This is a genomic window from Pseudomonas sp. LBUM1644, from assembly GCF_059716195.1.
The window spans coordinates 2,986,132-3,012,188 of sequence record NZ_CP166812.1; the positions used below are offsets into that span (position 1 = coordinate 2,986,132).

Sequence of the window (26,057 nt, forward strand, 5' to 3'; positions counted from 1 at the left end):
GATAACTTCCTGCTTTTATTGTTTTTTATAGAGAAGCTCGCGCGCGAGCGATGCCGGATCGTAACAGTGCAAATTTGTGATGTACAACCGGGATACGTGCAGGTTTAGTTTGCATTTTTGCGATACGCAAAAGATCGCAGCCTTCGGCAGCTCCTACAGTATGGCCGTGTAGGAGTTGCCGCAGGCTGCGATCTTTTGATCTTCAAGGTTTGTTAGAAAATACCTCACCAATACTGCGACGTTTTGCGTGTAACTCACTGATATGTATCAGTTGTTCCAGGTCTTCTGGCGTGACGTCAAAGAATGCTTCCATGTCTGCCATGGCAAGTTTCAGGTCCTCGGAAGTGATGGCCTGCTTATCCATAACGACCGGTTCGCTGGCCCGTTTGGGGTAACGAATACGCGTCAGGTTGTTGTACGCCAAGGCGCTGAGCAGCATCGTGGCTGCGCCGAGCATGACCGGGCCAAGGGCCTTCCAGTCCATGGCAATGGTGGCGGGGTCCGCCAATACAAGGATCAAGGCCAGCGCCCCGGCGGGTGGATGCAAGCACCGCAGCCAGCACATCAGCACCAGCGCCATGCCCGCCGCCAGGCAAGCGCTGCCGAGGGTGCGGCCAAGCACGTGAGCCACCAGCAGTGAAACCACCCCGGCGCTCAAGTAACCGCCCAGAATCGACCACGGCTGGGCGAGGGCGCCGGAGGACACGGCGAACAACAGCACCGCTGAAGCACCCAGCGGACCGACCAGGTGCTGCGCCACCGCAATGCCGAACACTTGGCTGCACAGCCAGACGCTGAATAGCGTGCCCAGGGACATGCCGATGGCTGCGCGACTCCATTCCGAGGGGCGAGTGTTGATGGCGGCGGGCAACCAGCGAGCGAGCATGTTCGTGAAGATCCAATGACAAAAAACCAGGAAAAAAAAGGCTTAGCTGGGTTATCCAGAAAGCCCTTGAAGGAGTTCCAACTATTGGGGGAGGAACAAGGCACAGTGTGCCGATCATTCCAGATGCTGACAAATTCATATTAATGCAGTTTCAGTGCACTAATATTGCTGTATCGCCACCCTGCGCCCGGCCAGGAAACACAGGGAACCTCCCATCGCGGTCAGCGCACTCAGGGCATAAAACATCGTTGGCGCTGGCGCGTGCATCAACAGGAAACCACAAATCACCGGGCTCAAGGCACCGCCGAGGGCCGCGAGGTTCTGTGCGCCGTAGTAACTGCCGCGCAGTTCTTCCGGGGCCAGGGTGTCGACGAAGAGGAATTCGGCGGGGTAGATGATCATTTCACCCAGGGTGAAGACGAACATGGCGATGCACCACGACACCAGGCTGTCGGCCAGGCTGAAACCGATCAAGCCGACAATGAACAGACTGGTGCCGCCGGCAATCCAGTAGCGCAGTTGTTCACGCTTGAGGAACCGGCCGATCTGGTATTGCAGCAAGATAACGCTGATGGCGTTGCAGGCGAGCAGGGCGGCCATGGTTTGCAGGGCACGCTTGGAGTCATGGGTCACCAGCAGGTATTGCGACAGGTACAACGTGAAGCGGCCGTGGACGACCGTGCTGAGCAGGCAGCCGCAGGTGAACATGATCAGCGTGCGGTCGTTCTTCAGGGTGACCAGGGTTTTCAGGAAGCTTTGCGGCTGGCCGATGGCGGGCGTCTGCGCCGAATCTTTCGGGATGCCGATCATCAGGAAAATGCTGAAAAATGCGATGCCTCCCGCGATCAGGAATGGGGCAATCGGGTACACGCCGGCGATCACCACGCCGAGCATCGGGCCCGTGGCGTAGCCGATGTTGGTCAGCGTGTAGCGCAGGGAAAAAGCCTTGGCGCGCTGGCCCATGGGCAGGTTTTCGCTGAGGATCGCCTTCGAGCCGATCAGGAACAACGCCGAGGCCGTTTCTGTGATCACCAGGATGGCGGTGGTCAGGTACAGGTTTTCGGCAAAGGTCAGCAGCACAAAGCCGATGGCGCTGGAGAGCATCGCGAGAATCAACAGCCGGCGTTTTTCGAGGCGGTCGATCACGTAGCCGCCGTAGAGGGCCAGCAGGGTGGCGATGAACACCGCGACCCCAAGCAGCAAACCAACGTCCTGTTGGTTGAGGCCGAGTTTGTTGCTCAAGAACAGCGTGAGCAGCGGGCTGGTGATGGCGCGGCTGACGACAATGGTCAGGGAAACGATCATCAAGCGGCGGATAACGAGCGAGTAAGTGGCCACGGTGGGGCAAATGTCCTTATTTAGATTCTGTAGGGTTTGACGCGGGACCGTGTTGCGGCCATTCGCGAGCAAGCCCGCTCCCACATTTGGAATGCGTTTCCCTGTGGGAGCGGGCTTGCTCGCGATGAGGCCTGACCAGGCGATACCTATTACGCTACCGAACGCCGCCCATGTAGGAGCTGCCGCAGGCTGCGATCTTTTGATCTTCGGCGATACCAGATGCAAGATCAAAAGATCGCAGCCTGCGGCAGCTCCTACAAGGGCGCGAAGTCAAGGTTTTGGCAGGTGCAGCAACACAAAATCGTTCTTATCGAAACGCCCGCTCAACACCGGCGGTAGCGCACCAGTAACAGTGCCTTGCAGTGCGTTGTAATCGCTTAGATCCATCATCAACCAGGCAGGCCCCGTTTCACTGTCGAGTTCCTGAATGGTTTCCGTAAACTCCGGTTTCAGATCCTGCTGGATATTGACCATGAACTTGATCGCCTTGGCGTCCTTGCCCATGCCGTGCAGCACGAGCGGCGCGGGGTCTTTCTGGACGAGCGCAAAGGCTGCGCGGCTGAAGGCCTGGGTGTCGTAGAGCCGTCGTTCGACCGGTTCAAATACCAGGATGTACACCGACCACACTCCCAGGACCGCACAAAAGGCCAGCGTTTCGGCCCGCCAGCGAGGCCTGGAAAGCGCTGCCAATGCGATCAGTTGCAGCACGCCGAGCACGATCAACACCGCCGTTTGAGTCGGCAGCTGCTCCGGAAACCGTCGCTTGGCGAAAAGTAATGTCCCGATCAACAACGCCGGGATCAACAACCACAACCCTTGCATAAAGACCCGCACCCAAGCGAACACCCGGCCGTGCGCCGCCTGAAACGGATACGCCGCAATCATCGCCGCCATGGGCAACATCGGCAGCAGGTAACGGGCCTTTTTCGCCTGGGGAATCGACAACCCGACCATCACGATCAACCCAGCCGCGGCGCAATACTGCAACAGCCTCAGCTCGGGTCCGGCCTGACGCGGGCTGGTCAGCCAGACAGCGACCAATGCCAACAGCGCCAACGGATACGCCAGTGCATAGTTGCCCACTGAACTGGTGAAGTAATACAACGAACCGCTGACACCTTCGCTGCCATCCAGGCGTCCCATGAATTGCATGCGCACTACATCGTGCATAAACGTCGGGCCGCCAACGGTTTCGGCCAGCCACAACAAAACGCCGACACACATCGCCAGTAGCACGGCCGCCGTCAGGCTGAAACCGAACAACCGCGTCCATTGCCGATTGACCAGGTAATAGCTGCAAAGCATGCCGGTAGGAACCACCAGACCAATCGGTCCGCGAATCCCGAACCCCAGCAGCAACAACGCAAAAATCAACAGCCAGCGTCGGCGCGTCGCAAAATGATCAGCGGCGTAACCCAGATAAAACACCCCGAACGCGTCCGCCGCGAGCATCAAGTCCTGAGACACGGCTCGGGTTTCGGTGACAAAAGTGTTGGTCATCAGCATCAGCGCGATGCTGAGCAGCGCCCATCGTGTGGAGTAGGGCGCCAGTAACCGGTACATCAATGTGACGATCACCGCCCCGGCGATGGCGCTCGGAAACCAGGCGCTGAAGCTGTTGACCTCTCCGAACGGCAGGGACAACAACCCGATGAACACCGTCGAGATCGACGAATAATCGGCGTAAGGCTGGCCGTATGTGGTGGGAAACACCGTCGGCCCGTGGCGCAACATTTCCTGGGCAAACAGCACGAACCGCGAATCGAAACCGATCGGCGCTTGCTGATACACGCCGGCGCTGAACAGAACCAGCGCCAGCAGGCCCACCATCAGGGACTGCTGGCGAACCGGCGCCGACATCATATTCCAGCGACGACCGAGGCCAACGGCCACTGTTGATGCGGGATCGGCAACTTGCGCGACTCACCGCGCCCCATCGGGAAGTACATGAAGCCGCTGCGCGCCAGGCGTTCAGCGTCGTAGAGGTTGCGCCCGTCAAAGATCACCGGGGCTTTGAGCCGTTGCTGGATCAAGTTGAAGTCCGGCGCTTTGAATTGTTGCCATTCGGTGCAGATGATCAGCGCGTCGGCCCCGGACAACACCGATTCCGGCGTGCCCATCAGCATCAACTTCGATTCGTCGGGATAGAGCTGCTGGGTTTCTTGCATGGCTTCCGGGTCGAACGCACGAACATTGGCCCCGGCCGCCCACAGCGATTCCAGCAGGACCCGGCTCGGCGCATCGCGCATGTCATCGGTGTTGGGTTTGAACGCCAAGCCCCACACGGCGAAGGTCTTGCCGCGTAAATCACCCTTGTAGAACGCATTGATGCGCTCGAACAGCTTGTGTTTTTGCCGTTGATTGATCGCCTCCACCGCTTGCAGCAGGTCGCTTGAGCAATGGGCCTCTTCGGCGCTGTGGATCAGGGCGCGCATGTCCTTGGGGAAACACGAGCCGCCATAACCGCAACCGGGATAGATGAAGTGATAGCCGATGCGTGAGTCGGCACCGATGCCCAGGCGCACCGATTCGATGTCGGCGCCCAGGTGTTCAGCCAGTTCGGCAATCTGGTTGATGAAGCTGATCTTGGTCGCGAGCATGCAATTGGCGGCGTACTTGGTCAGCTCGGCGCTGCGCAGGTCCATGAACATGATGCGGTCATGGTTGCGGTTGAATGGCGCGTACAGGTCGCGCATCACGTCACGCACCGCATCGCCTTCGCAGCCGATGACGATCCGGTCAGGACGCCGGCAATCGGCCACGGCCGAGCCTTCTTTCAAGAACTCCGGGTTGGACACGATTTCGAATTGCAGCAACCGGCCCACTTTGACCAGGCATTTGTCGATGTGCGCGCGCAACGTATCGCCAGTGCCTACGGGCACGGTGGATTTCTCCACCAGGATCACCGGTTGTTCGCGATGGCGCGCGACCGCGTCGCCTACCGACAGCACGTAGCGCAAATCGGCCGAGCCGTCGTCCCGGGACGGTGTGCCGACTGCGATGAACAACACTTGGCCATGCTGCACCGCGAGCTTCTCATCCGTGGTGAACTGCAACCGTTTGGCCTCCAGGCTTTCACGCACCAGGCTGGCCAGCCCCGGTTCGAAAATGCTCACGTGGCCTTGCTGGAGTAACTCGACTTTCTTCTCGTCAATGTCCATGCAGACCACGTCATGGCCCACTTCAGCCAGGACGGCTGCTTGCACCAGGCCAACGTAACCGCTACCAAATACACTGATTTTCATGGGGCACTCCTGAGTTCGGGCGCGCGAGCAGGTCGAGAGTTGATGGTGATGACGCCGAGGATGACCAGGGCCACCCCGAGGCTTTTTGAAAGACTGAAATCTTCGTTGAACAGCGGCAGGCTGGCGGCCAGCAAGTACACCAGCGCGTAGCTGATGCTCAGCAGCGAGTACGCCCGGCCCAAGGGCAAATCCTTCAGGGCGACGAGCCAGCAGAGCATCGACAGGGCATAAGCGAAGATCGCGCCCAGCACCACGGCGATGGCGGACAGATCGACGCTGGCGGTCAACCAGTGTTCAGGGGAGGGCAGGCGACTCATGCTCCAGCGCATGCCCAACTGCGCGGCACTGACCAGCACCACGCTGCCCAGGGCGAAGGTGATTCCGCGACGAAGGTTCATGTGTGTTGCCCCAGCAGAACCACGCCACCGATCACCAGCGCTACACCCAGCCAGTGGCGACGGTCGATGGTTTCGTGAAAAACGAAGCGGGCGACCAGGGTAATCAGCACGAAATTCAGGCTCAGCATCGGGTAGGCAATGCCGACTTCGAGTCGCTGCAACACCAGCAACCACACCAGCAGCCCCGCGCCCAACGAGGCGAGCGCCAGCCATAGCCACGGCGAACGCAACTTCTCACTCCAAACCGACGGCTTGTCGCGCCAACTTTCCACGGCGTATTTCTGCGCGATCTGGCCCAGGCAGGTCAGCAGGCACGCGGCCAATAGCAGGATAAGGCTCATGACGCCTCCCGAGGGAAAAGCAGAATCACGAGATTGCCCTGTTCATAGTGTTTGCCATCCTTTGGCAGCCTTTCGATTTCGCGCAATTCGTCGTCACCCTTGATGCGCATGACCACACCGACCGAACCTTTCTGGCGCGCTTCGCGCATCCACGCCTGGACGGCATCCGGATCGACTCGTTGCTGTACGCCGTCAGGATAGGCAAGGCCATATTTCAATTCGCCTATCGTGTTGTACAACGCCACGTCCCGGCGCTTCAGGCGCCACGCCAGCGCCGCAGCGGCACCCAGGTCGTTGCTCAGCAACCGATCGGTCTGACCGAGTTCCGTGGAATGTTCAAGGATGAATTGATCGGGCATTTTGTTGGCCACCACCGATTCCGGCAGTCCGGCCGGCACGAACCCAATCAGCAGCAGGCTGCCGAACGCCGGCGCCGCCCAGCATTGCAGGGGCCGGAAGGCTTGCAACAGGTTGGCCATGATCCAGCCGATCAGGCCGATGAACACCAGCACCAGGTTATGCAGTTCATGGCCGTAAATCGGCTTTTTCAGTTGCAGGTAGACCAGCGCAAGCAGCACCGTCAGGCCCAGCAGCAGATTCAGCAAGCCATTGATGCCCAGCACCCGGCCTTGCTCACGCTGCAATCGGTCGGCCAATGCATGGCCCAACAGCAAGGCGAGTGGCAGCAGGCACGGCATGATGTAGGTCGGCAGTTTTCCGTTGCTCATGCTGAAAAACATCAGCGGCATCAGCAGCCACAACCATAGGAAACCGATGCTGGCCTGGCGGCGTGTCGCCCACGCTTGTTTGAGCGCCGACGGCAGCAACGCCGCCCATGGCAGGCTGAACGCAACCAGCAACGGCAGATAAAACCACCACGGCGCGTCGTGTTGAGCGTCGTCCCCGGCAAAACGGCGAATGTGTTCGTGCCAAAAGAAGAATCGCCAGTAATCGGGCTCCTGCGCATGCACCGCCAGCGCCCACGGCAGGCTGACAGCGATGGCCACGACAATCGCCAGCGGGCCGTAGATCAGCAGTTCACGCCAGCGTTTTTGCCAGAGCATCCAGGGCACGGCGACGAGCACCGGTAGCAGCCAGGCCAGAAACCCCTTGGTCATGAAGCCCATGCCGCAGGCCAGGCCGAGTACGGTCCAGCCGGCCAGGCGTTGACCCCGGTTGACGCTGTCCAGCGCAAACCACAAGCCAACCAGGCTCAGATTGACCCAAAAGGTGAACTGCGGATCGAGGTTGGCGTAGCCGGCTTGCCCGGCGACCACGGTGAAACTCATGTAGAGCAGCGCGCAGGCGAAACTTTTGCGTGGCTCGTTCCAGAGCCGGCGGGCGATCAGGTAACACAGCACCACGCTGAGCCCGGTGCTGAACGCAGAGGCGAAGCGCACACCGAACAGGTTGTCGCCAAACAACGCCTGGCCGATGGCGATCATCCAGTAACCGGCCACCGGTTTTTCGAAATAGCGCAGGCTCATGAAATGCGGCGACACCCAGTTGCCGCTCAGAAGCATGTCCTGGCTGATCTGGGCGTAGCGGGTTTCGTCGGGAATCCATAAGCCGTGGGTGCCCAATGGCAGCAAATAGGCCACAGCGCAAACAGCCAGTAACAGCGGCAATGCCCAGCGTTTGGTCATGCGCCTTGCACTCCCAGCCAGCCTTCGCGACCTTGGAGAACGCCACGCACCACGCGGCCGGTCGGCAGGGTGTCGGGGGCCTCGGGCAGCAGATCGCCCAAGGGTTGAAAACAGATGCCCCGCTGGCGCGCATCGACCAGCAGTTGGCGAAATTCGTTGGCCATCAGAATCCCTTCCACTTCGGCATGGATCGTGTAGACGTTGAGTTTTCCGGGGGTGAAGCGATCAAGCATGAAGGCGTTGAAGTCCTTGGCGGCCACGGTCGGGCCAACCACTTCATCGAAGGTCGGCAGGTCCACCGGAATCTGCGGTGCGCCCAAACCACCGTCTGCCAATGCCGGCTGGAACAGACTCTGGCCGCGACAGTCGCTGTTGTAGCGAAAGCCGAAAGCCTCCTTGGCCTCGATCACGCGCTCGTCCGCCCGCCAACCGGCAGAGGCCGAACACCCGACGTGTTGCCCTAGGATGCCACTGAGCGTGTCCACGCCCTGGCGAATCTGCTCCACAAGCTGCGCGTCGCTCCAGCGCCCGGCATTCGCCTGCCAGCCATGGTGATCCCAGGCGTGCAGGCCGATTTCATGACCGGCGGCCTGGGCCTGGCGCATCAAGTGCCCAAGGTCTCGGCCAATCGGTTTGCCGGGCCACGCAGTGCCGGCGAGCAAGATGTCCCAGCCGTACAGGCCGGCAGCGTTGGAACGCAACATTTTCCAGAGGAATTGCGGCCGGATCAGGCGCCACAAATGGCGCCCCATGTTGTCCGGCCCGACACTGAAGAAAAACGTCGCCTTGACCTGCGCTTCATCAAGAATTTCCAGCAGCCGAGGCACCCCCTCACGGGTGCCTCGGTAAGTGTCGACATCGATCCGAAGGCCTGCCCGCATCAACGCTTGTCCGCGATTTCGAGCATCGCTTCACGCAGGAAGAAATCCAGCGTGTTGCCGATGGTTTCACTCATCTCGACGGTCGGCGTCCAGTCCAGCAGACGCTTGGCGTTGGCGATGCTCGGTTTGCGATGGGACACGTCCTGATAGCCCGTGCCGTAGAACGCCTTGCTTTCAACATCACGAAAGCCGGCGAACGGCGGGAAGTTGTCACGCAGCGGGTGAGCTTCGAATTGACGCAACAGCTCTTCGCCCAACTGACGAATGCTCGCTTCGTTGTCCGGATTGCCGATGTTGATGATCTGGCCGTTGCAGGCGTCGTTGTCGTTGTCGATGATCCGCGCCAGGGCTTCGACGCCGTCGGCAATGTCGGTGAAGCAGCGTTTTTGCTCACCGCCATCGAACAGGCGGATCGGCGTGCCTTCCACCAGATTGAGGATCAGTTGGGTAATGGCCCGGGAACTGCCGATGCGCGCTGAGTCCAGGCGATCCAGGCGTGGGCCCATCCAGTTAAAGGGACGGAACAGGGTGAAGTTCAGGCCTTTCTGGCCATAGGCCCAGATCACCCGGTCGAGCAGTTGCTTGGAGACTGAATAGATCCAGCGTTGCTTGTTGATCGGACCGACGATGAGGTTGGAGGAGTCTTCATCGAAGTTCTGGTCCTGGCACATGCCATAGACTTCCGAGGTCGAGGGGAAGATCACGCGCTTGTTGTATTTGACGCAGTAACGCACCAGTTTCAGGTTTTCTTCGAAGTCCAGTTCGAACACGCGCAGCGGGTTGCGGGTGTATTCGATGGGCGTGGCAATCGCCACCAGCGGCAGGACCACGTCGCACTTCTTGATGTGGTATTCGATCCACTCGGAGTGGATGCTGATATCGCCTTCGACAAAGTGGAAATTCGGATGGGTGCGCAGACGGTCGATGGCGTCGGAGCCGATGTCGAGGCCATACACTTCGTACCGGTCGTTACGCAGCAGGCGCTCGGACAAGTGATTGCCGATGAACCCGTTGACGCCCAGGATCAACACGCGAGTGCGACGTGGGGTACGACCCGACTCGGCGCCACGCAACACGGAGCCGTCCACCAATCCCAGTTCATTGGCCAATTGCGGGCCGCTCAGGTACAGGCCATTGTCATTACGTTGGCCGGCGCGGATCACCAGCGAATCTTCGCCACAGGCAATGCGCAATGGATCGACGCTGATCACCCGGCCCGGTGCCAGGCCTTCGTTGCCCTTGGCAACCTCGGCGTTCCAGACGATCAGTTTGTGCTCGCCCACGGCGCAGAAAGCGCCCGGGTACGGTTGGGTCACGGCACGGACCAGGTTGAACAGTTCTTCCGCCGGTTTTTGCCAAACCAGTTTGCCGTCCTCCGGCGTGCGGCGACCAAACACCGTGGCTTTGGATTCGTCCTGAGGCGCCTCGCTGACGGTACCGGCGAGCAGCGCGGGCAGTGTGTCGCGCAGCAAGTCAGTGGCGGCCACGCGCAGTTTGCCGTGCAGGCTCAGCGCGGTGTCGCTGCGTTCAATGGCCACCCGTTGCTGGGCGAGAATGGCCCCGGCATCGGCACGCTTGACCATGCAGTGCAGGGTCACGCCGGTTTCGGTTTCGCCGTTGACCAGCACCCAGTTGGCCGGTGCGCGGCCACGGTAGCGCGGCAACAATGAGCCGTGCAGGTTGAACGCGCCTTTACTGGCCGTGGCCAATAGCGGCTCACTCAACAGGTGGCGGTAGTAGAACGAGAACAGGTAATCCGGGTTGAGCTTGCTGATGCGCTCGATCCACAGCGGATGGTTGGCGTCTTCCGGGGCGTGCACCGGGATGCCGTTGCGGGCGCACAGCTGCGCCACGGAACCGTAGAAGGCGTTTTCCTTCGGATCATCAGCGTGGGTAAACACGGCGGCGATGTCATAGCCGGCGCTGAGCAGGGCTTCGATGCCGGCACAGCCAATATCGTGATAGGCGAAAACAACAGCTTTTGCACTCATGAGAGAACCTGATCGGAAGAAGTGGAAGTAAGGCCGTCAACGGTGACAACGGGAGCAGGGGCAGCGGGCTGGCTACGCAAGACTTTTTCGATAAAGAACCGGGGGCGGGCGCGGACGTCGCTGTACATGCGCCCCAGGTATTCGCCCAGCAGGCCCATGCCGATGAATTGCCCGCCGGTGAAAACGAACAACACGGCGAACAGCACAAACGTGCCATCCCCGGCCCAACTGGCGCCGAAGGCCAGGCGCAGGACGATCAACGCGGTGGCGAAGAGCACGCCTAACCCGGCCATGGCAAAGCCGACAATGCTCAACAGCCGCAGCGGCGTGGTGGTCATGCAGGTGATCAGGTCGAACATCAGGTTGACCAGGCGCATCGGGCTGTACTTCGATTCGCCGTGTTCGCGCTCGGCGTGGGTCACCAGGATTTCCGTGGTGTGCCGGGCGAAGCTGTTGGCCAGGATCGGGATGAAGGTGCTGCGTTCGCGGCAAGCGAGCATGGCGTCGACGATGGTCCGCCGGTAGGCGCGCAGCATGCAGCCGTAGTCGGTCATGGCGACGCCGGTGGAACGCTGCACGGCGAGGTTGATCAGCTTCGACGGCCAGCGCCGCAGGGCTGAGTCCTGGCGATTGCTGCGGACCGTGGCGACCACGTCATAGCCCAGCTCGGCCTGGGCCACCAGGCGCGGGATTTCTTCGGGCGGGTTTTGCAGGTCGGCGTCAAGGGTGATCACGACATCGCCCTTGCACTGTTCGAAACCGGCCATGATTGCCGCGTGCTGGCCGTAGTTACGGTTGAGAATGACCGCCACCACCGGGCTGCATTCGCGATTGGCGGCGTCCTCGAGGATCTGCGCGGAGTTGTCGCGGCTGCCGTCATCCACCAGCACGATTTCGTAGTCATGGTGCAACTGCTGGCACGCGGCTTCAGTGCGCCGCAGCAACTCGGGCAAGCTGTCTTGCTCGTTGTAGACCGGGATGACAATCGATACGCAGCGGATCGGATAAGGTTTCACAGGCGTCTGTCCATAATGTTTTCGATGGCGCCGACCACGCGCTCGACATCGTCGGTGGTCATGTCGGGGAACAACGGGATCGAGCACAGCCGCGCCGAGTTCCATTCGGTGTTGGGCAGGTAAATGTCCGGGTAACGCTGGCGGTAGTACGTGTGCAGGTGCGTGGCGATGAAGTGAATGCCCGTGCCGATGTTCTGTTCCTGCAGGGCCTTCATGAACGCTTCCCGGTCGAGCCCACAGCGTTCGGCATCGATGCGCAGGATGAACAAATGCCAGGCGTGCTGCTGCGGGTAGGCGGGCAGTGCCAGGGGTTGCACCGGCAGGCCTTCCAGCCGCTGCAAATAGGTCCGGGCCAGTTCGGTGCGCTTGGCATTGATCTGATCCAGGCGCTCAAGCTGGACCAGGGCGATGGCGGCATTGATGTCGGCCAGGTTGTATTTGAAACCGGGCTCCATGACCTGGGCCTGAGGCTTGCGGCCATGGGTCAGGCGGTCGTAGGCGTCGACACCAAGGCCATGAAACTTGAGCATGCGCACGCGACTGGCCAGCGCTTCATCGTCGCTGACGAACATTGCGCCTTCGGCGCAGGTCATGTTCTTGATCGCGTGGAACGAAAAGATCGCCGTGCCTTGGGCACCGACATGACGGCCCTTGTAGAACGTGCCGGCCGCGTGGGCGGCGTCTTCGATAACAGCGATGCCGTGCTTGTCGGCCAGCGCATACAGTGGGTCGAGATCGAACGCAGCGCCGGCGTAATGCACGGGAATGATCGCTTTAGTGCGAGGAGTGATCGCTGCTTCGATACTGGCCAGATCACTCATCAATGTGTGGCGGTCAACATCAACGAACACGGGGGTCGCGCCCAGCAGACTGATCATGTTGGCGGTGGAGACCCAGGTTTGCGACGGCGTAATGACCTCATCGCCTGGACCAATTCCCAATGCCAGCAGCGTGATGTGCATGCCACCGGTGGCCGAGGACAGCGCCACGGCATGTCGACATCCCACGAAGTTGGCAAAGCGCTCTTCGAGTTCCTGATTTTTCGGCCCGGTAGTGATCCAGCCCGAGCGCAATACTTGCTCTACGGCGGCGATTTCTTCGTCACCGATACTGGGGCGGGAGAAGGGGAGAAAAGCCTGACTCATGGGCACCTCATGACTGAAAGATCGGCGGTGTTCATTGAACAATACTTGGATCCACTCCAAAGCCTAGCTGCTCAAATGAATGCTGCATCAGTGAGTTACTTGCGCATTGCGATAAACAGCTTCAATTGACTTTTGCTGGCCGGTTCGGCAGCTTTGACGCGTGGCGGGGTGATCCCGGAATGCTTTGAGGTTAGGCCGGATTTTGTGAAAGGAACATGAAAAAACCGGTCGTCGAAACGTTTATCTGGAAGTTATTAAGCCTATGTTCAGACTTCTACCGTTCATCCACCGTTTAGTAGAAAAGTCCTACAGAAGTGTCTCCCTTTATATGAAGATTGTTTCAATCCTTAGTTGTTTTAATAAACTGTTTCTACCCAAGGCCGTTTCGTTTGATTGACTTACCTGCTGTTGCTTCAAATGCGCCAAAGTCCAACCCGCTGACCCTGTATCTGGCGCGACTCGCGCCGTCCAGCCAACTGACCATGCGTTACATTTTGCAGGATGCCGCCGACCGCCTGGGCTTCGAAGACACGAACATCGAGGAGATTCCCTGGCCCTCAACTTCAGCCTGAAAACGTCGTGGCGCTGGTGGCGACCTTGCGCGAGGACGGTTACGCGCCGAACACTTCGTCGCTGTACGTCAATGCGCTACGCGGGGTGATGAACGAAGCGTGGCGCATGAGCCTGATCACCCAGGAACACTTGCTGAAAATGCGCTCGGTGAAAGGCATCGCCGGCACGCGGTTGTCCCAGGGGCGTAACCTCAAGCGCACGCTGATTCAGGAGTTGATGGCGGTCTGTGCGGCGGACCCGCGACCACAAGGGCTGCGCGACGCGGCGATTATCGGCATCCTTTACGGCTCGGGAATGCGCAAGTCGGAATCGGTGAACCTGGACCTCAATCAGGTCGATTTCACCGAGCGCAGTCTGCGGGTCACGGCCAAGGGCAACAAACAGTTGATCAAGTACGCACCCGCCTGGGCCTTCGCCAAACTGGACGCCTGGCTCGAGCTGCGTCGTTCACAGTTGGGAGAAGGGCAGGACGATGATCCGTTCCTGTTCAACCGTATCCGTCGCGGCAGCCATATCACCCGTGAGCGCATCACCAAACACGCGATCTATTACATTGCCCTGCAACGGGGGGCGCAGGTCGGGGTAAAGATCATGCCCCATGATTTTCGGCGCTCGTTCATTACCCGCGTGATCGAAGAGCATGACTTGTCGATTGCGCAGAAACTCGCCCACCACAGCAATATCCAGACGACCGCCAACTATGACGTGCGCGATGACAATGAGCGGCGACGTGCGGTGGATCGGTTCGATCTCTGATTCAGACGTCGCTCAATACATGCGCGTGGCCAATGGTCGAGACGTTCACCTCGCTGCCCGCGGGCGGCGCATACATGCCCGAGCTGCGCACCATCAGTGATCGACCGGGTTGTTCGCTGGACGCCATCGACTGTAACTCCACGGTCAAGGTGCAAGTGTTGCCGCTGAAATCCCGCTCGGTCACCACGGCGCGGCAGCCCGGGGCCTCTGTCGGACCGGGCAGGGTACTGACCAGTTGCAATTGCTCGGGGCGTAGCATGATCTGCGCGCTGGCGTTGTTCCTGTGGTTGTTGACCGGAATGCGCCCCAGATCGCAATGGGCCCAGCCCGCTTCTATTCGGGCGGGCATGACCACGGCCTCGCCGAGAAACAGGGCGGTTTGTTCGTCGTCGGGATAGCGGTAGAGGTCCAGCGGATGGCCGGATTGCACCAGGCGGCCGTGGCGCATCACGGCCAACTGATCGGCAAATGACAGCGCTTCGCTCTGGTCGTGGGTCACCAGAATGGTGGTGACACCCGCGTCCGCCAACAGCCGCGCCACCAGTTTGCGCATCGAGGCACGCAACCCCGTATCCAGCGCCGAAAACGGTTCGTCCAGCAGCATCAGGCGCGGCTGTTGTGCCAATGCCCGTGCCAGCGCCACGCGTTGCTGCTGGCCGCCGGAAAGCTCGTGGGGCCAGCGACCCGCCATATGCGAATCCAGGGCAACACTGTCCATCAATTCGGCAATGCGCTCCTGTTTTTCCTGGCCTCTGGTCGGCAGCCCGAAACCGATGTTGGCGGCCACCGTCATGTGCGGGAAGAGCGCGCCGTCTTGGGGCACATAACCAATCAAACGTTGATGCGCCGGCACCTCATGCGTGCCGTCGACCAATGTCTGGCCATTGAGCGACAAGCGCCCGGAGTCAGGGAATTCGAAGCCGGCGATCATCCGCAGCAACGTGGTCTTGCCCGAGCCTGAAGGGCCGACAATAACCGTTCGGCTGCCCGCCGGAACAGACAGGCTGATGTCATCCAGGGCCTGGTGGGCGCCGTAGGACTTGTAGATCGAGTGCAGTTCAAGTGCGTTCATCGGCCAGCCGTTCGTTTGGATTGGTGATAAAGGAGTCCGGTCAACGGCAGCGACAGCAGGATCATCAGCAACGCGTAGGGTGCCGCAGCCGCGTAATCGATTTCGCTGGTCAGGGCCCAGAACCCGGTCGCCAGGGTACGCGTGCCGTTCGGGGCGAGCAGCAGGGTGGCCGTCAGTTCATTGGTAATTGCCAGAAACACCAGCGCGGCCCCTGCGGCAGCGCCGGGGGCGGCCAGTCGCAGGGTGATCAGCCACAGGGCTCGCGCGGGCGAACGTCCAAGGCTGCGAGCGATGTTTTCCAGCTCCACTGGCGCCTGGGCGATACCGGCGCGCAGACTCACCAGCGCTCGGGGCAGAAACATCAGCAGATACGCCAGCAGCACGGTGATCGTGGTCTGGTAAATCGGCCGGGCAAAATGGATCGCGAAGGTCACCAGCGCCAGGGCAACCACAATCCCCGGCAACGAACTGGTGATGTAGTTGCAGCTCTCTAGCACCCGCTGCAAGCGCCCCGGCGAGCGAATCGACAGCCAGGCAATCGGGAACGCGGCGCAAGTGGTCAGGACGGCACCGGCAGCGCCGAACAGCAGCGTCTGTTCCAGCGCCGGAAACAGCTCGGCCATCTGCCAGACTTGCGTGCCGCCGGCGATCAGCCATTTGCCCAATGTAATCAACGGCACGCCCAGCGCCAGGGCACAGGTCATGATCTGCAAGGCCAGGCCAAAAACGGTGCTGACGGACTTCAGGCGCACGACGCGCTGCTCGCGGGCACTGCCCGATCCGACGCGGGCGTAACGCGCACTGCCACGCGCGGCCGACTCGACGGTCAGCATCGCCAGACAGCACAGGGCGAGGACACCGGCCAGCGTGTTGGCGGCAGGGCCATTAAAGGTGGATTTGAACTGATCGAATATCGCCGTGGTGAAGGTGTCGAAGCGGATCATCGCGTACAAGCCATATTCGGCCAGCAGGTGCAGTCCCACCAGCAGCGCACCGCCGCAGATCGCCAGTCTCAACTGCGGCAACACCACGCGAAAAAACATCGCCCAGGGCTTCAGGCCCAGTGATTCGGCGACGTCTTCGATGGCCGGATCGAGCCGCCGCAACGTCGCTGCCACCGGCAGGTAAAGAAACGGGAAATAGGCGATGACCGAGACCAGCACCCCGGCAAACAGCCCATGGATAGGTGGCGCCAGGCTGACCCAGGCGTAGCTGTGAACGAAGGCTGGCACCGCCAGCGGCGCGGTCGCCAGCAACGACCAGCCGCGTCGCCCGGGCAGATTGGTGCGCTCGGTCAGCCAGGCCAGTGACACGCCCAACACGACGCACAATGGAATCGTGATCACGACCAGCAATACGGTGTTGATCAGCAACTCGCCGACCCGCGGCCGAAACACCAGCGCCTCAAGGGTTGCCCAGCCTGTCTGAAAGGACACGCCGATCACGAAAGCAATCGGCAACAGCGCTAGCAGCGACACCAGCACCGCCAAACCGACCATCCACGCGCCACCGCGGCCCATGAACAGACCACGAGATCGTCGCCGTAAATTCGCGGGTATCGTCGTGGCGATACCCGTCGGTAGCGTTTCAGGCATCAATTAAAGCAGTCCGGCCTGAGTCATCAGCTCTACGGCTTTTTTACTGTCGAGTTTCGAGGCATCGACCTTCGGTGCGTCGAGCTGCTGCAGAGGCACCAGTTTCGGGTTGGATTCGGCGTTTTTACCCACCGCGTATTCAAACGACTTGCCGGTCTTGAGCACTTCCTGGCCGTCTTTGCCCGTGACCCATTTCAGGAACGCCTGGGCTTGTTCCCGGTGTTGACTGGACGCCAAGACACCGCCTCCCGATACGCTGACAAACGCCCCGGGATCCTTGTGCTTGAAGTAGTACAGGGCGGTGTTCTTGCTGTTTTCGCCGGTCTTGGCCTGATCACCGAAGTGGTAATAGTGGTAGATCACGCCGCTGTCGATCTGCCCGGCGTTGACCGCCTTGAGCACCGCGCTGTTGCCCCGGTAGGCGGTGGCATTGGTTTTCATTCCTTTCAGCCAGGCGAGCGTGGCGGCTTCGCCCTTGAGTTCCAGCACTGCAGCGACAATGGCCTGGAAGTCGGCACCGGCGGGTGAAGCGCCCCAGCGACCTTTCCACTCAGGCCCCGCAAGGTCCATCAGTGATTTGGGCACTTGGGTTTCAGACAACTTGCTCGGGTTGTAGACGAACACGGTGGAGCGCGCCGCGATCCCCACCCATTTGCCATGCGCCGGGCGATAGGCCGCATCCACCTGTTCCAGGGTGGTCGGTGCAACCGGTGCAAACAGCCCCGCGTTGTCGACCAGCACCATGGCCGGGGAGTTTTCGGTCAGGAATACGTCGGCCGGCGAGGCGTTGCCTTCCTGCACGATCTGGTTGCCCATCTCTGTGTCGTCGCCGTTGCGCAGCGTGACCGGAATCCCGGTTTCCTGAGTAAAGCCTTCGACCCAGGCTTTGGTCAGGCTTTCGTGTTGAGCGTTATAGACCACGATGCCGGCGGTTTCTGCGGCATACACGTGGCCAGCGCTGACCAGCGCGGTAACGAGCAGTGCTTTTTTCAGGAAAGATGGGAGAGTGGAATTCATGCGCTGACAGCTCCTGGTTTATTTTTAGAATCGTGTACCCAGACTCGACTGAATCGACGGAAGAAGGTCGTCGATGAGTGTAGAACAATACGAATCATTTGCATGTTTAAAGCGCGGGGAATGTAGGGTTTGTGATGAGAAAAAAACGTCAAATGAACGGTTAATTCGTGTCATTTTTTGGGGGGGCTTTGATTGGGTGTATATCCGTTTTTTTGGTGATGGCGGGTATTGGTTCCGCCCTTACGGCGGGTCACTTTGAAAAGCGCAAAGTAACCAAACGCTCTTGCCCCTTTCGTTCGGTGCCTCGCTGTGGCTCGGCATGCCCTCGCTCCGGTCCTGCTCCGTGGGCCCGCCGCCATCGGCCATCCATGGCCGGGGGCGGCTAACCCGGCATCCATGCCGGGTTGCCCACTGCGCAGAACCTCCACTCGGCCTCTCGAGGGGGCGGTGCGCCCAGATCAAAAGCAGGCGAGCTAACGCTCGGCCTTGAGTGGTGAGAAGCAAAAGCTGTTCGCCAATCCGCGTTGTTTTTCTGTAGGAGCGAGCTTGCTCGCGATGGACTCAAAGGCGTCGCGTTTAGCCAGTAAACACGCGTTATCGTTAACGACCATCGCGAGCAGGCTCGCTCCCACAATTTAGATTTTGTAGGGCGCGGGATTGGTGTTCGCCGCGAGCAGCGTTGAAGGACAGGCCGGCCGGTAGGCCGCCTCGCTGTTGCTGTTGCCTTGGTTTTTGATCTTCTTGCCCCATCGGCAGGCCGAGCGCAGGTTCTGCGCAGTGGGCAACCCGGCATGGATGCCGGGTTAGCCGCGCACGGCCATGGATGGCCGATCGCGGCGGGCCCACGGAGCAGGACCGGAGCGAGGGAACCCTGAGCCTCAGCGAAGGGCCGTACGCCAGGGGCAAGAGCCCTTGGTTACTTGGGGCTTTTCCAAGTGACTCGCTGTAAGAGCGAAACCGTTAGCGGTCGTTACCGCAGAAACGGATATGTACACAGTCTCAATCCACCATAGTTCTAAAGCGAAGCCAAGTTGCTCTTGATTACCTGTAATTACTTTCGCTGTTAAAAACCGAAGCCCAACTTTCCGCATTCACAATCCCCAACACCTGAAGTTCTCCAGTGCCATCAACACTGACAAACAAAGAACTCACATACTCACTCGTCGCCGCATGCTCAAAACCCGTCTGGGCTTCAAAATCACTGATGCAACCACTATGAGTAACCAGCAGCAAATTGTGATGCGCACGTTTATGCGCCACCACCTCGTCACGCAGACTTTTGCCACAACTGGCCAGCCACTCCTGGGCCATTGCGTCGTGGCCGAACATGTCATGTGAAGTTTGAGCAGTGCGCGTAACCGGACTGCTTAAAACATCCGTCCGGGCCATGCCCAGGCGTGTGAAACGCTGACCCAGGGCGACTGCAGCGTCACTGCCGGCGCGGGTAATGCCATCGGCGGGCCCAAGGCACGGGTTGCTGGAACGGTCGCAGCGTTCGGCATGACGAACAAGCACCACCACATCGCCAGTTCGCCAGTGCTGCAACAATTCAGCGGTCTCACGGGGCGCGGAATGTCCCAGATGGGTCGGCGATCTCGGCCACCAGACAAAACCTGTCACCACAATAACAATCGCCAGGGCGACGATGAAAAAAGCCGGTTTTCTTAATCGGGTGTTCATGATTTGCCAGTTATCTGAAGGCGTAAGGGTCCTGGCAAACTAAATTCAGATGAGTAGCGGAGGAGTGAAACGAATGTGAAAAAATCGCGGAGGAAGTACGGCGGGGATACTTAGTTGATTTTTGATAATTGTTGCCTTTTACGCCGTCCGTGAACTTGGCGTTGACTGAATAAATGCTTGCGGCCGTGACGGGCTCAACGGTGACGTCCTCACCGTTGAGCAACGGGTTGATTGATCACGTCGACGGGCAGCCTTTTTGTGATCCGCGGGTGGCCTGGCTGATCAGCGCTGCCAGGCGTTTGACGTTGTTCTGCTGCGCCGTCACCAACTCTTCGATGGACGGCCCTGAAGGTGTCTTCAAGGTGCTGCGGCAAGTCACCAGAGCGCTGTCGCTTTCACCGGCAAATCGCAGACGCCATTTGACATCGATTAACCCGTATTGGCCCGGAATCGAATCGAAGCGCTGCACCTCCAGCCGCACCGAGACTTTGCGTTGGGGGTTGCCGTTGACCATCTCGTCCAGCAGGGCGCTGCGCAATTCGTCTACCAGGCTCGCGCCCCACCACTGGGTATCCAGAATCGCCATGCCGGTGTTGCCCTCGCGCACCACAATTTGAGGACGATCAACCTGAGGCGGGACCGTGAGACCTTCGATCTGGATGTCCGCGCCGGTCCTGGAATTGGTGCTCGGTTGGGCCGGGGTCAGCGTGTGAAATTGAATCGGATCGCTGCGGCAAGCGGCGAGCAATGACAACGCAGCGACCAGCATAATCTTTAGCGGAAAAGCCATGGGTGATGCTCCTGTGGTCATTTGCTCGGTGGTCCTTGCATATCCATTGGCGCGGCTTTGTCAGGGCGACCGCGAATCAGCGATTCCGGATGCCTCCCGAGGTAATCCGCAAGGTCGCGCAAGGAGCGCGACGTGCGTCCGAGCTCGTCCAGCGTCTGGGTCAACTGTTCGCGTTGCGGCGAGTCGTCAGCCAGCGTCGAGTTGGCCGATTGCAGGGTCTTGCTCACGTCCGAGAGGGTGGTCTGCACCCCCGGCAGGGTCTTGGCGTTGAATTGCACCAGGCCTTTGCGCAGTTCGACAAGGTTGCTATCGAGGTTAGTGGCGATACGTTCAATCGGCAGCTTGTTGACCTTGTCGACCATCGCTTCCAGTTTCCCCTGCAGTTCCTCGAGGCTACCTGGAACGGTCGGAATCATGACGGGGCGCGCGTTCGGATCGAACGCGACTTTTTCAGCCTTGGGGTAAAAGTCGAGAGCGATATAAAGCTGGCCGGTCAGCAGATTGCCGCTCCGAGCCTGCGCCCGCAGGCCGTTTTCGACGAACGTGCCCATCACCCGTATGCCAGCCGCCTCGTCATTGGGATCATGATTCAAGGCCTTGAGCATTTTGGTGTGGGCCGTGCCGAGTCGTTGCGGGTAAATGACAATGCCGACATTGATCGGAAAACTGCGCTTTTTCGCGTCGAAATCCAGATTGACCGAGACCACTTTGCCAAACTCCACGCCGAGGAATTCCACCGGCGCACCGACCTTGAGCCCGCGCAGGGCCTGGTCGAAACGCAGGCTCAGGTATTGCGCCTTGCCATCGGGCGGGGCGAGGGCGGTTTGCTGATCGTCGAACAGTTCATAGGCATATTCTTCGGCCGCTGGCTTGTCGTCCGGGCTGTATTCCGGCGCACGAAAGGCGATACCGCCGACCAGAATCGATGACAACGACTCGGTTTTCACCGAAACACCATTGGCGCCGACGTTCACATCCACACCGCTGGCATTCCAGAACCGGGTGTTTTCAGTAACGTACTGGTCATTGGGCGCATGAATGAACAGATCGATGTTGACCCCTTTGCCATCGGGGTCCAGGGCATACGCCACCACTTGACCCACCGGAATCTTGCGGTAATAGACCGGGGAGCCGATGTCCAGTGAACCGAGGTCCTGGGTGTGCAGGGTGAAGCGCTTGCCCGGTTCGCCGTAGGTGATGGGCGGCGGGTTCTCAAGGCCTTTGAAATTCTTTGCGCGGCCATTGGCCTGACCGATGTCGGCGCCGATGTAGTCGCCGGAGAGCAAGGTATCGATGCCCGACACACCGCCGGCACCGATTCGCGGACGTACCACCCAGAATTGCGAGTCTTCGCGGGTAAAACTTTCAGCCTGTTTCGCCAGTTTGATCGTGGCGTTGACGCTCTTCTGGTCATCGCTGAGTTCGACGTCGGACACATGGCCGATCACCACGTTGCGGTATTTGACCTCGGTCTTGTTCGCGGTCAGACCGTCACCGGTCTTGAACGTGACGGTGATGGTCGGGCCTTCTTGCAGGATGCTGTGGACGACCAGCGAGATGCCCACCAAGACCGCGACGATTGGTACGATCCAGACCAGCGAGACGCTGAAGCGACGGGTCTTTATAGGGGCTTGCCCAGGCGCGTGTGGCCCGTCAGTGACTTTCATCCAGGGTCTCCTCGTTGTTGGATTGATCCCGCCTGTCCCAGATCAAGCGCGGGTCGAAACTCATCGCCGCCAGCATGGTAAACACCACCACCAGGCCAAAAAACAGAATGCCCGCGCGCGGCTCGATATCGGCCAGGGCCTGAAACTTCACCAAGGAGGCCACCAGCGCCACCACGATGACATCAAGCATCGACCAATAGCCGATAACCTCGACGAAACGGTACAACTTTGAACGCTCCTTGCGGGCCCACAGGCTGTCGCGGTGCACGGTGACCAGCAGCAACGTAATGGCGACGAACTTGATGCCCGGCACCGCGATGCTGGCGATGAAAATGATCAGGGCAATGTCCCAGGCGCCGACCTCCCAGAACTCCAGCACGCCGGTCATGATGGTGCTGTCGGCACCGTTGCCGACCATTTTGGTGTTCATCACCGGCAGTAAATTGGCCGGGATGTAAAACACCAGGGAGGTGAGCAGGAAGGCCCAGGTGCGGGTCAGCGAGTTGGCTTTGCGCCGATGCAGCGGGGCGCCACAGCGCTCGCATTCGTGGGGATCGCCGGTCATGTCACACGCCAGACCGCAGGTGTGACACAGGCACAGGTTGAGAGCGCTGGCGACCGGTGGCGTTGTCATACGACGTCCCACAGTTCGCGAATATCGCGCCCGGCGAGGCGGATCATCATCAGGCTGAGCACGGCCAGCGCAAACAGGCCGATGCCGGGCAGCACATCGAGCAACCCCGCGAGTTTGATCACCGCGACCATCGCTCCCAGCAAACAGACTTCCAGCATGCTCCAGGGCCTGAGGGTTTCCAGCCAGCGCATGCAGAATCCGAAACCGGGCGAGCGCCGAGAGGTGAGGGCGAAGCTCAGGACCCAGATCAACAGCAACAGCTGGAAAATCGGCGCGATGATCATCGCAATCGCGGCCACCATGGCGATAAACGTGATCGGCCCCAGACTCAGCGCCAGGACGGAGTCCCAGAGTGTTGCGCTATTTTTCATGCCTTTGAGGCTGATGCTCATGACCGGGTAGAAATTGGCGAAGATCCACACCACCAACGCGGTAAAGGTCAACGCCAGGCGCTGCTCCACCGTCAGGCCGTTATAGCGCTGCAGCACGCCGCCACAGCGTGAGCACAGGGTTTTCTGATGTTTGGCGAGCGAGACTTTTTCATACACACAGTCACAGTGCTCACAGATGATCAGCTGGTCAGTAGTTGCCATGGGCCAGGCTCAATAGGAGGCATAAAGGTCAGAGCACCTCCTCAATATAGAAGTGCCTCGTGATTGAGCAAATAGAAAGACCATCAAGATGTTCTGAAGGACGATGAAACCCTTGTAGGAGCTGCCGCAGGCTGCGATCTTTTGATCTTGATCTTTTCGTAATCGCTGAAAATCAATATCAAGATCAAAAGATCGCAGCCTGCGGCAGCTCCTACAGGGTGTTTGCGTTTCGCCAGTCGAGTAGGCGCAGGCAATAACGTTTCGTCAGTCGAGCAGGCGCAGGGAATGGCGTTTCGTCAGCCGAGCAGTTCGCGCAGGCGATACCAGAACATGCCCAGCGCCAGCAGTGGCGAGCGCAGCATCGGGCCGCCGGGGAAGGTCATGTGCGGCACGGCGCTGAAGACGTCGAAGCCCTGGCTGTGGCCGGCCTGGATCGCTTCGCCCAACAGTTTTGCGCACCAATGGGTCACGTTCAGTCCATGACCGGAATAACCCTGGGCGTAGAACACGTTCGGATGCTCGCGCAAACGCCCGACCTGCGGGAAGCGATTGGCGGAGATGCCAATCTTGCCGCCCCATTGATAGTCAATGCGCACGTTGGCCAACTGCGGGAAGACCTTGAGCATCTGCGGGCGCATGTAGGCTGTGATGTCGGCCGGATCGCGCCCCGAGTAGTGGCAGGCGCCGCCGAACAGCAAACGCCGGTCCGCCGAAAGCCGGTAGTAATCCAGCCCGACTTTCTGGTCGCAGAGCGCCAGGTTTTGCGGGATCAGTTTGGCTGCGACGTCCGGCGCCAATGGCTCGGTGGCAATGATGTAGCTGCCCGCCGGGAGCACCTTGCCGCTCAAGTGCGGTTCGAGTTCTTCCAGATGCGCGTTGCAGGCCAGTACCAGACTGCCCGCGCTGACCGACCCCCCGGCACAGCGAACCCGCACGGTGCTGCCATGGATCAGTTCCAGCACCGGGCTCTGCTCGAAGATTTTCACCCCGAGAGAGTGCGCCAGCCGCGCTTCGCCAAGGACCAGCTTGAGCGGATGCAAATGACCGGAGCCCATGTCGATCAGGCCTCCGGCATACACGCCGGAATCGACCACTTGCTGGCGAATCTGCTCGGGGCCAACGACCCGGGTTTCATGGGCGTAACCCGACTCGCCGAGGCTTTGGTGCTCAGCCTTGAGCGCCGTGAAGTGCGCCCGGGTGTTGGCCAGTTCGCAAAATCCCCAGCGCAGGTCGCAATCGATGCCATGGTCGCGGACGCGATGGGCCACCACTTGCACCGACTCAATCCCCGCGCGCTCCAGATAACGCACACCTTCCTCGCCGACATGGCGGACGAAACCGGAGACGTCATGGCCAACGCCGCGAATCAACTGACCGCCGTTGCGCCCGCTGGCGCCCCAGCCAATTCGCCGGGCTTCGAGCAGGACGACCGACAGTCCGCGCTGCGCCAGTTCAATCGCCGTGTTGACACCGGTAAAACCACCGCCGATCACGCAGACATCGGCTACCAGATCCGTGTCCAGCGTGGGGTAGGGCGCCATTCCGTTAGCCGAGGCGGCGTAATAGGAGTGAGTGTGTTCGTTGCTGTACTGATTCATTTGTTGGACTTCACTTTGCTCCAGGAACGGGTCATCAAACGCATGATTGCCTGGGGCGGGGTGGTCGAAATGTAGAGTTTGTCGAGGACTGCCTGCGATGGATAAACCTCGGGGTTGCTGACCAGTTCCGGGTCCATGTACTGCTTCGCCGCCGGATTCGGGTTGGCGTAACCGACCGAGGCGCTGACCTTGGCGATCACTTGCGGGTCGAGCAGGTAGTTGATGAACGCGTGAGCTTCTTTCGGGTTGCTGGCGTCGGCGGGAATCGCCAGCAGGTCAAACCACAAGTTACTGCCTTCCTTCGGAATGGCGTAGGCGATGTTCACGCCATTCTTGGCTTCCTTGGCCCGGTTGGCCGCCTGGAACACGTCACCCGAATAGCCGAAGGCCACGCAGATGTCGCCATTCGCCAGGTCAGACACGTACTTCGATGAGTGGAAGTAGGTGATGTAAGGCCGGATGCTGAGCAGCTTCGCCTCGGCTTTTTTGAAATCCTCGGGATTTTCGCTGCGCGGGTCCATGCCCATGTAATTGAGGATTGCCGGGAACACTTCATCGGCGGAATCCATCATCGATACGCCGCACTGGCTGAGTTTCTTGATGTTTTCCGGTTCGAACAGCACAGCCCAGGAATCAATGTGATCGATGCCCAGCACTTGTTTGACCTTGTCGACGTTGTAACCGATGCCGTTGGTGCCCCACAGGTACGGCACCGAGTGCGCGTTTTCCGGGTCGTTCTTTTCCAGCAGGGCCAGCAGTTTCGGGTCCAGGTTGGTGAAATTCGGCAGCTGCGAACGATCCAGCTTGAGGAACGCACCGGCCTTCACCTGGCGAGCGAGGAAGTGGTTGGATGGCACCACGACGTCATACCCGGTGCGGCCGGCGAGCAGTTTGCCCTCGAGGGTTTCGTTGGAGTCGAAGACGTCGTAGATGACCTTGATCCCGGTTTTTGCCTGGAAGTCGACGAGGGTGGTCTCGCCGATGTAATCGGTCCAGTTGTAGACACTGACCTGTGGCTGAGCCTGTGCAACGGCGCTGAACAGCACAGCCAGCGCGACCGGGACCATGGATTTCAATAGACGCATTCGACACCTCTTGGAATTATTGGATTTGTCAGGCATTGGCACTCTCCCTGTGGGAGCGGGCTTGCTCGCGAAAGCGGTGGCACAGTCACTAATGATGTCGTTTGCACACC

The 26,057-nt window shown here is 59.9% G+C and carries 21 protein-coding genes and 1 pseudogene; 1 reads left to right on the forward strand and 21 read right to left on the reverse strand.

Annotation, left to right across the window (positions count from 1 at the left end; translation table 11 throughout):
• Positions 1 to 202: 202 nt before the first annotated feature.
• From ACA052_RS13440 to arnB, 11 genes are all read right to left on the reverse strand, one after another.
• Positions 203 to 886, reverse strand: coding sequence for an HPP family protein (locus tag ACA052_RS13440; protein WP_497650116.1), 684 nt, complete (start codon positions 884 to 886; stop codon positions 203 to 205).
• 159 nt (positions 887 to 1,045) lie between these two features.
• A complete protein-coding gene (locus tag ACA052_RS13445) occupies positions 1,046 to 2,224 on the reverse strand; it encodes an MFS transporter (RefSeq protein WP_497650117.1) in 1,179 nt (392 codons plus the stop codon).
• Between the two features lie 270 nt (positions 2,225 to 2,494).
• Positions 2,495 to 4,084, reverse strand: coding sequence for an ArnT family glycosyltransferase (locus ACA052_RS13450; protein ID WP_497650118.1), 1,590 nt, complete (start codon positions 4,082 to 4,084; stop codon positions 2,495 to 2,497).
• Entirely contained in the window at positions 4,084 to 5,469 is a 1,386-nt protein-coding gene (locus ACA052_RS13455) for a UDP-glucose dehydrogenase family protein (protein WP_497650119.1), read from the reverse strand. Before ACA052_RS13455 ends, ACA052_RS13450 begins: the two co-directional genes overlap by 1 nt.
• Entirely contained in the window at positions 5,466 to 5,867 is a 402-nt protein-coding gene (gene arnF / locus ACA052_RS13460; protein WP_497650120.1) for a 4-amino-4-deoxy-L-arabinose-phosphoundecaprenol flippase subunit ArnF, read from the reverse strand. Before arnF ends, ACA052_RS13455 begins: the two co-directional genes overlap by 4 nt.
• Positions 5,864 to 6,208 (reverse strand): 4-amino-4-deoxy-L-arabinose-phosphoundecaprenol flippase subunit ArnE, encoded by a 345-nt coding sequence (arnE, locus tag ACA052_RS13465; RefSeq protein WP_497650121.1) that lies wholly within the window; start codon positions 6,206 to 6,208, stop codon positions 5,864 to 5,866. Before arnE ends, arnF begins: the two co-directional genes overlap by 4 nt.
• Positions 6,205 to 7,854 (reverse strand): lipid IV(A) 4-amino-4-deoxy-L-arabinosyltransferase, encoded by a 1,650-nt coding sequence (gene arnT / locus ACA052_RS13470; protein WP_497650122.1) that lies wholly within the window; start codon positions 7,852 to 7,854, stop codon positions 6,205 to 6,207. The genes arnE and arnT overlap by 4 nt, the downstream gene beginning before the upstream one ends.
• Positions 7,851 to 8,735, reverse strand: a complete 885-nt coding sequence (gene arnD / locus ACA052_RS13475) for a 4-deoxy-4-formamido-L-arabinose-phosphoundecaprenol deformylase (protein ID WP_497650123.1) — start codon at positions 8,733 to 8,735, stop codon at positions 7,851 to 7,853. The genes arnT and arnD overlap by 4 nt, the downstream gene beginning before the upstream one ends.
• Entirely contained in the window at positions 8,735 to 10,726 is a 1,992-nt protein-coding gene (gene arnA, locus ACA052_RS13480; protein ID WP_497650124.1) for a bifunctional UDP-4-amino-4-deoxy-L-arabinose formyltransferase/UDP-glucuronic acid oxidase ArnA, read from the reverse strand. The genes arnD and arnA overlap by 1 nt, the downstream gene beginning before the upstream one ends.
• On the reverse strand, positions 10,723 to 11,742 hold the full coding sequence (gene arnC, locus ACA052_RS13485; protein ID WP_497650125.1) for an undecaprenyl-phosphate 4-deoxy-4-formamido-L-arabinose transferase: 1,020 nt from the start codon (positions 11,740 to 11,742) through the stop codon (positions 10,723 to 10,725). Before arnC ends, arnA begins: the two co-directional genes overlap by 4 nt.
• Positions 11,739 to 12,887 (reverse strand): UDP-4-amino-4-deoxy-L-arabinose aminotransferase, encoded by a 1,149-nt coding sequence (gene arnB, locus ACA052_RS13490; protein ID WP_497650126.1) that lies wholly within the window; start codon positions 12,885 to 12,887, stop codon positions 11,739 to 11,741. The genes arnC and arnB overlap by 4 nt, the downstream gene beginning before the upstream one ends.
• 389 nt (positions 12,888 to 13,276) lie before the next feature.
• Here arnB and ACA052_RS13495 point away from each other — a divergent pair.
• A pseudogene (locus ACA052_RS13495) lies at positions 13,277 to 14,216 on the forward strand (site-specific integrase).
• A 1-nt stretch (position 14,217) separates the two neighbouring features.
• On the opposite strand, the gene ACA052_RS13500 reads toward ACA052_RS13495, so the two are convergent.
• The 10 genes from ACA052_RS13500 to ACA052_RS13545 form a co-directional block, all read right to left on the reverse strand.
• Positions 14,218 to 15,288 carry an ABC transporter ATP-binding protein gene (locus tag ACA052_RS13500; RefSeq protein WP_497650127.1) on the reverse strand — a complete coding sequence of 357 codons (1,071 nt, stop codon included), beginning with the start codon at positions 15,286 to 15,288 and terminating at the stop codon, positions 14,218 to 14,220.
• On the reverse strand, positions 15,285 to 16,883 hold the full coding sequence (locus ACA052_RS13505; protein ID WP_497650128.1) for an ABC transporter permease: 1,599 nt from the start codon (positions 16,881 to 16,883) through the stop codon (positions 15,285 to 15,287). Before ACA052_RS13505 ends, ACA052_RS13500 begins: the two co-directional genes overlap by 4 nt.
• Before the next feature lie 3 nt (positions 16,884 to 16,886).
• Entirely contained in the window at positions 16,887 to 17,900 is a 1,014-nt protein-coding gene (locus ACA052_RS13510) for an iron ABC transporter substrate-binding protein (RefSeq protein ID WP_497650129.1), read from the reverse strand.
• 1,041 nt (positions 17,901 to 18,941) lie between these two features.
• Entirely contained in the window at positions 18,942 to 19,580 is a 639-nt protein-coding gene (gene pmrG, locus ACA052_RS13515; protein ID WP_497650130.1) for a lipopolysaccharide core heptose(II)-phosphate phosphatase PmrG, read from the reverse strand.
• Positions 19,581 to 19,815: 235 nt separating this feature from the next.
• Entirely contained in the window at positions 19,816 to 20,370 is a 555-nt protein-coding gene (locus ACA052_RS13520) for a PqiC family protein (RefSeq protein WP_497650131.1), read from the reverse strand.
• A 17-nt stretch (positions 20,371 to 20,387) separates the two neighbouring features.
• Positions 20,388 to 22,037 carry a PqiB family protein gene (locus tag ACA052_RS13525; RefSeq protein ID WP_497650132.1) on the reverse strand — a complete coding sequence of 550 codons (1,650 nt, stop codon included), beginning with the start codon at positions 22,035 to 22,037 and terminating at the stop codon, positions 20,388 to 20,390.
• Entirely contained in the window at positions 22,024 to 22,671 is a 648-nt protein-coding gene (locus ACA052_RS13530) for a paraquat-inducible protein A (RefSeq protein WP_497650133.1), read from the reverse strand. The genes ACA052_RS13525 and ACA052_RS13530 overlap by 14 nt, the downstream gene beginning before the upstream one ends.
• The gene (locus tag ACA052_RS13535) at positions 22,668 to 23,264 is read right to left on the reverse strand and encodes a paraquat-inducible protein A (protein ID WP_497650134.1); all 597 of its coding nucleotides are present in this window, start codon (positions 23,262 to 23,264) and stop codon (positions 22,668 to 22,670) included. Before ACA052_RS13535 ends, ACA052_RS13530 begins: the two co-directional genes overlap by 4 nt.
• A 296-nt stretch (positions 23,265 to 23,560) precedes the next feature.
• Positions 23,561 to 24,862 carry an NAD(P)/FAD-dependent oxidoreductase gene (locus ACA052_RS13540; protein WP_497650135.1) on the reverse strand — a complete coding sequence of 434 codons (1,302 nt, stop codon included), beginning with the start codon at positions 24,860 to 24,862 and terminating at the stop codon, positions 23,561 to 23,563.
• Positions 24,859 to 25,947: a polyamine ABC transporter substrate-binding protein gene (locus tag ACA052_RS13545; protein ID WP_497650136.1), complete on the reverse strand. Its 1,089-nt coding sequence runs from the start codon at positions 25,945 to 25,947 to the stop codon at positions 24,859 to 24,861. Before ACA052_RS13545 ends, ACA052_RS13540 begins: the two co-directional genes overlap by 4 nt.
• Positions 25,948 to 26,057: the final 110 nt, after the last annotated feature.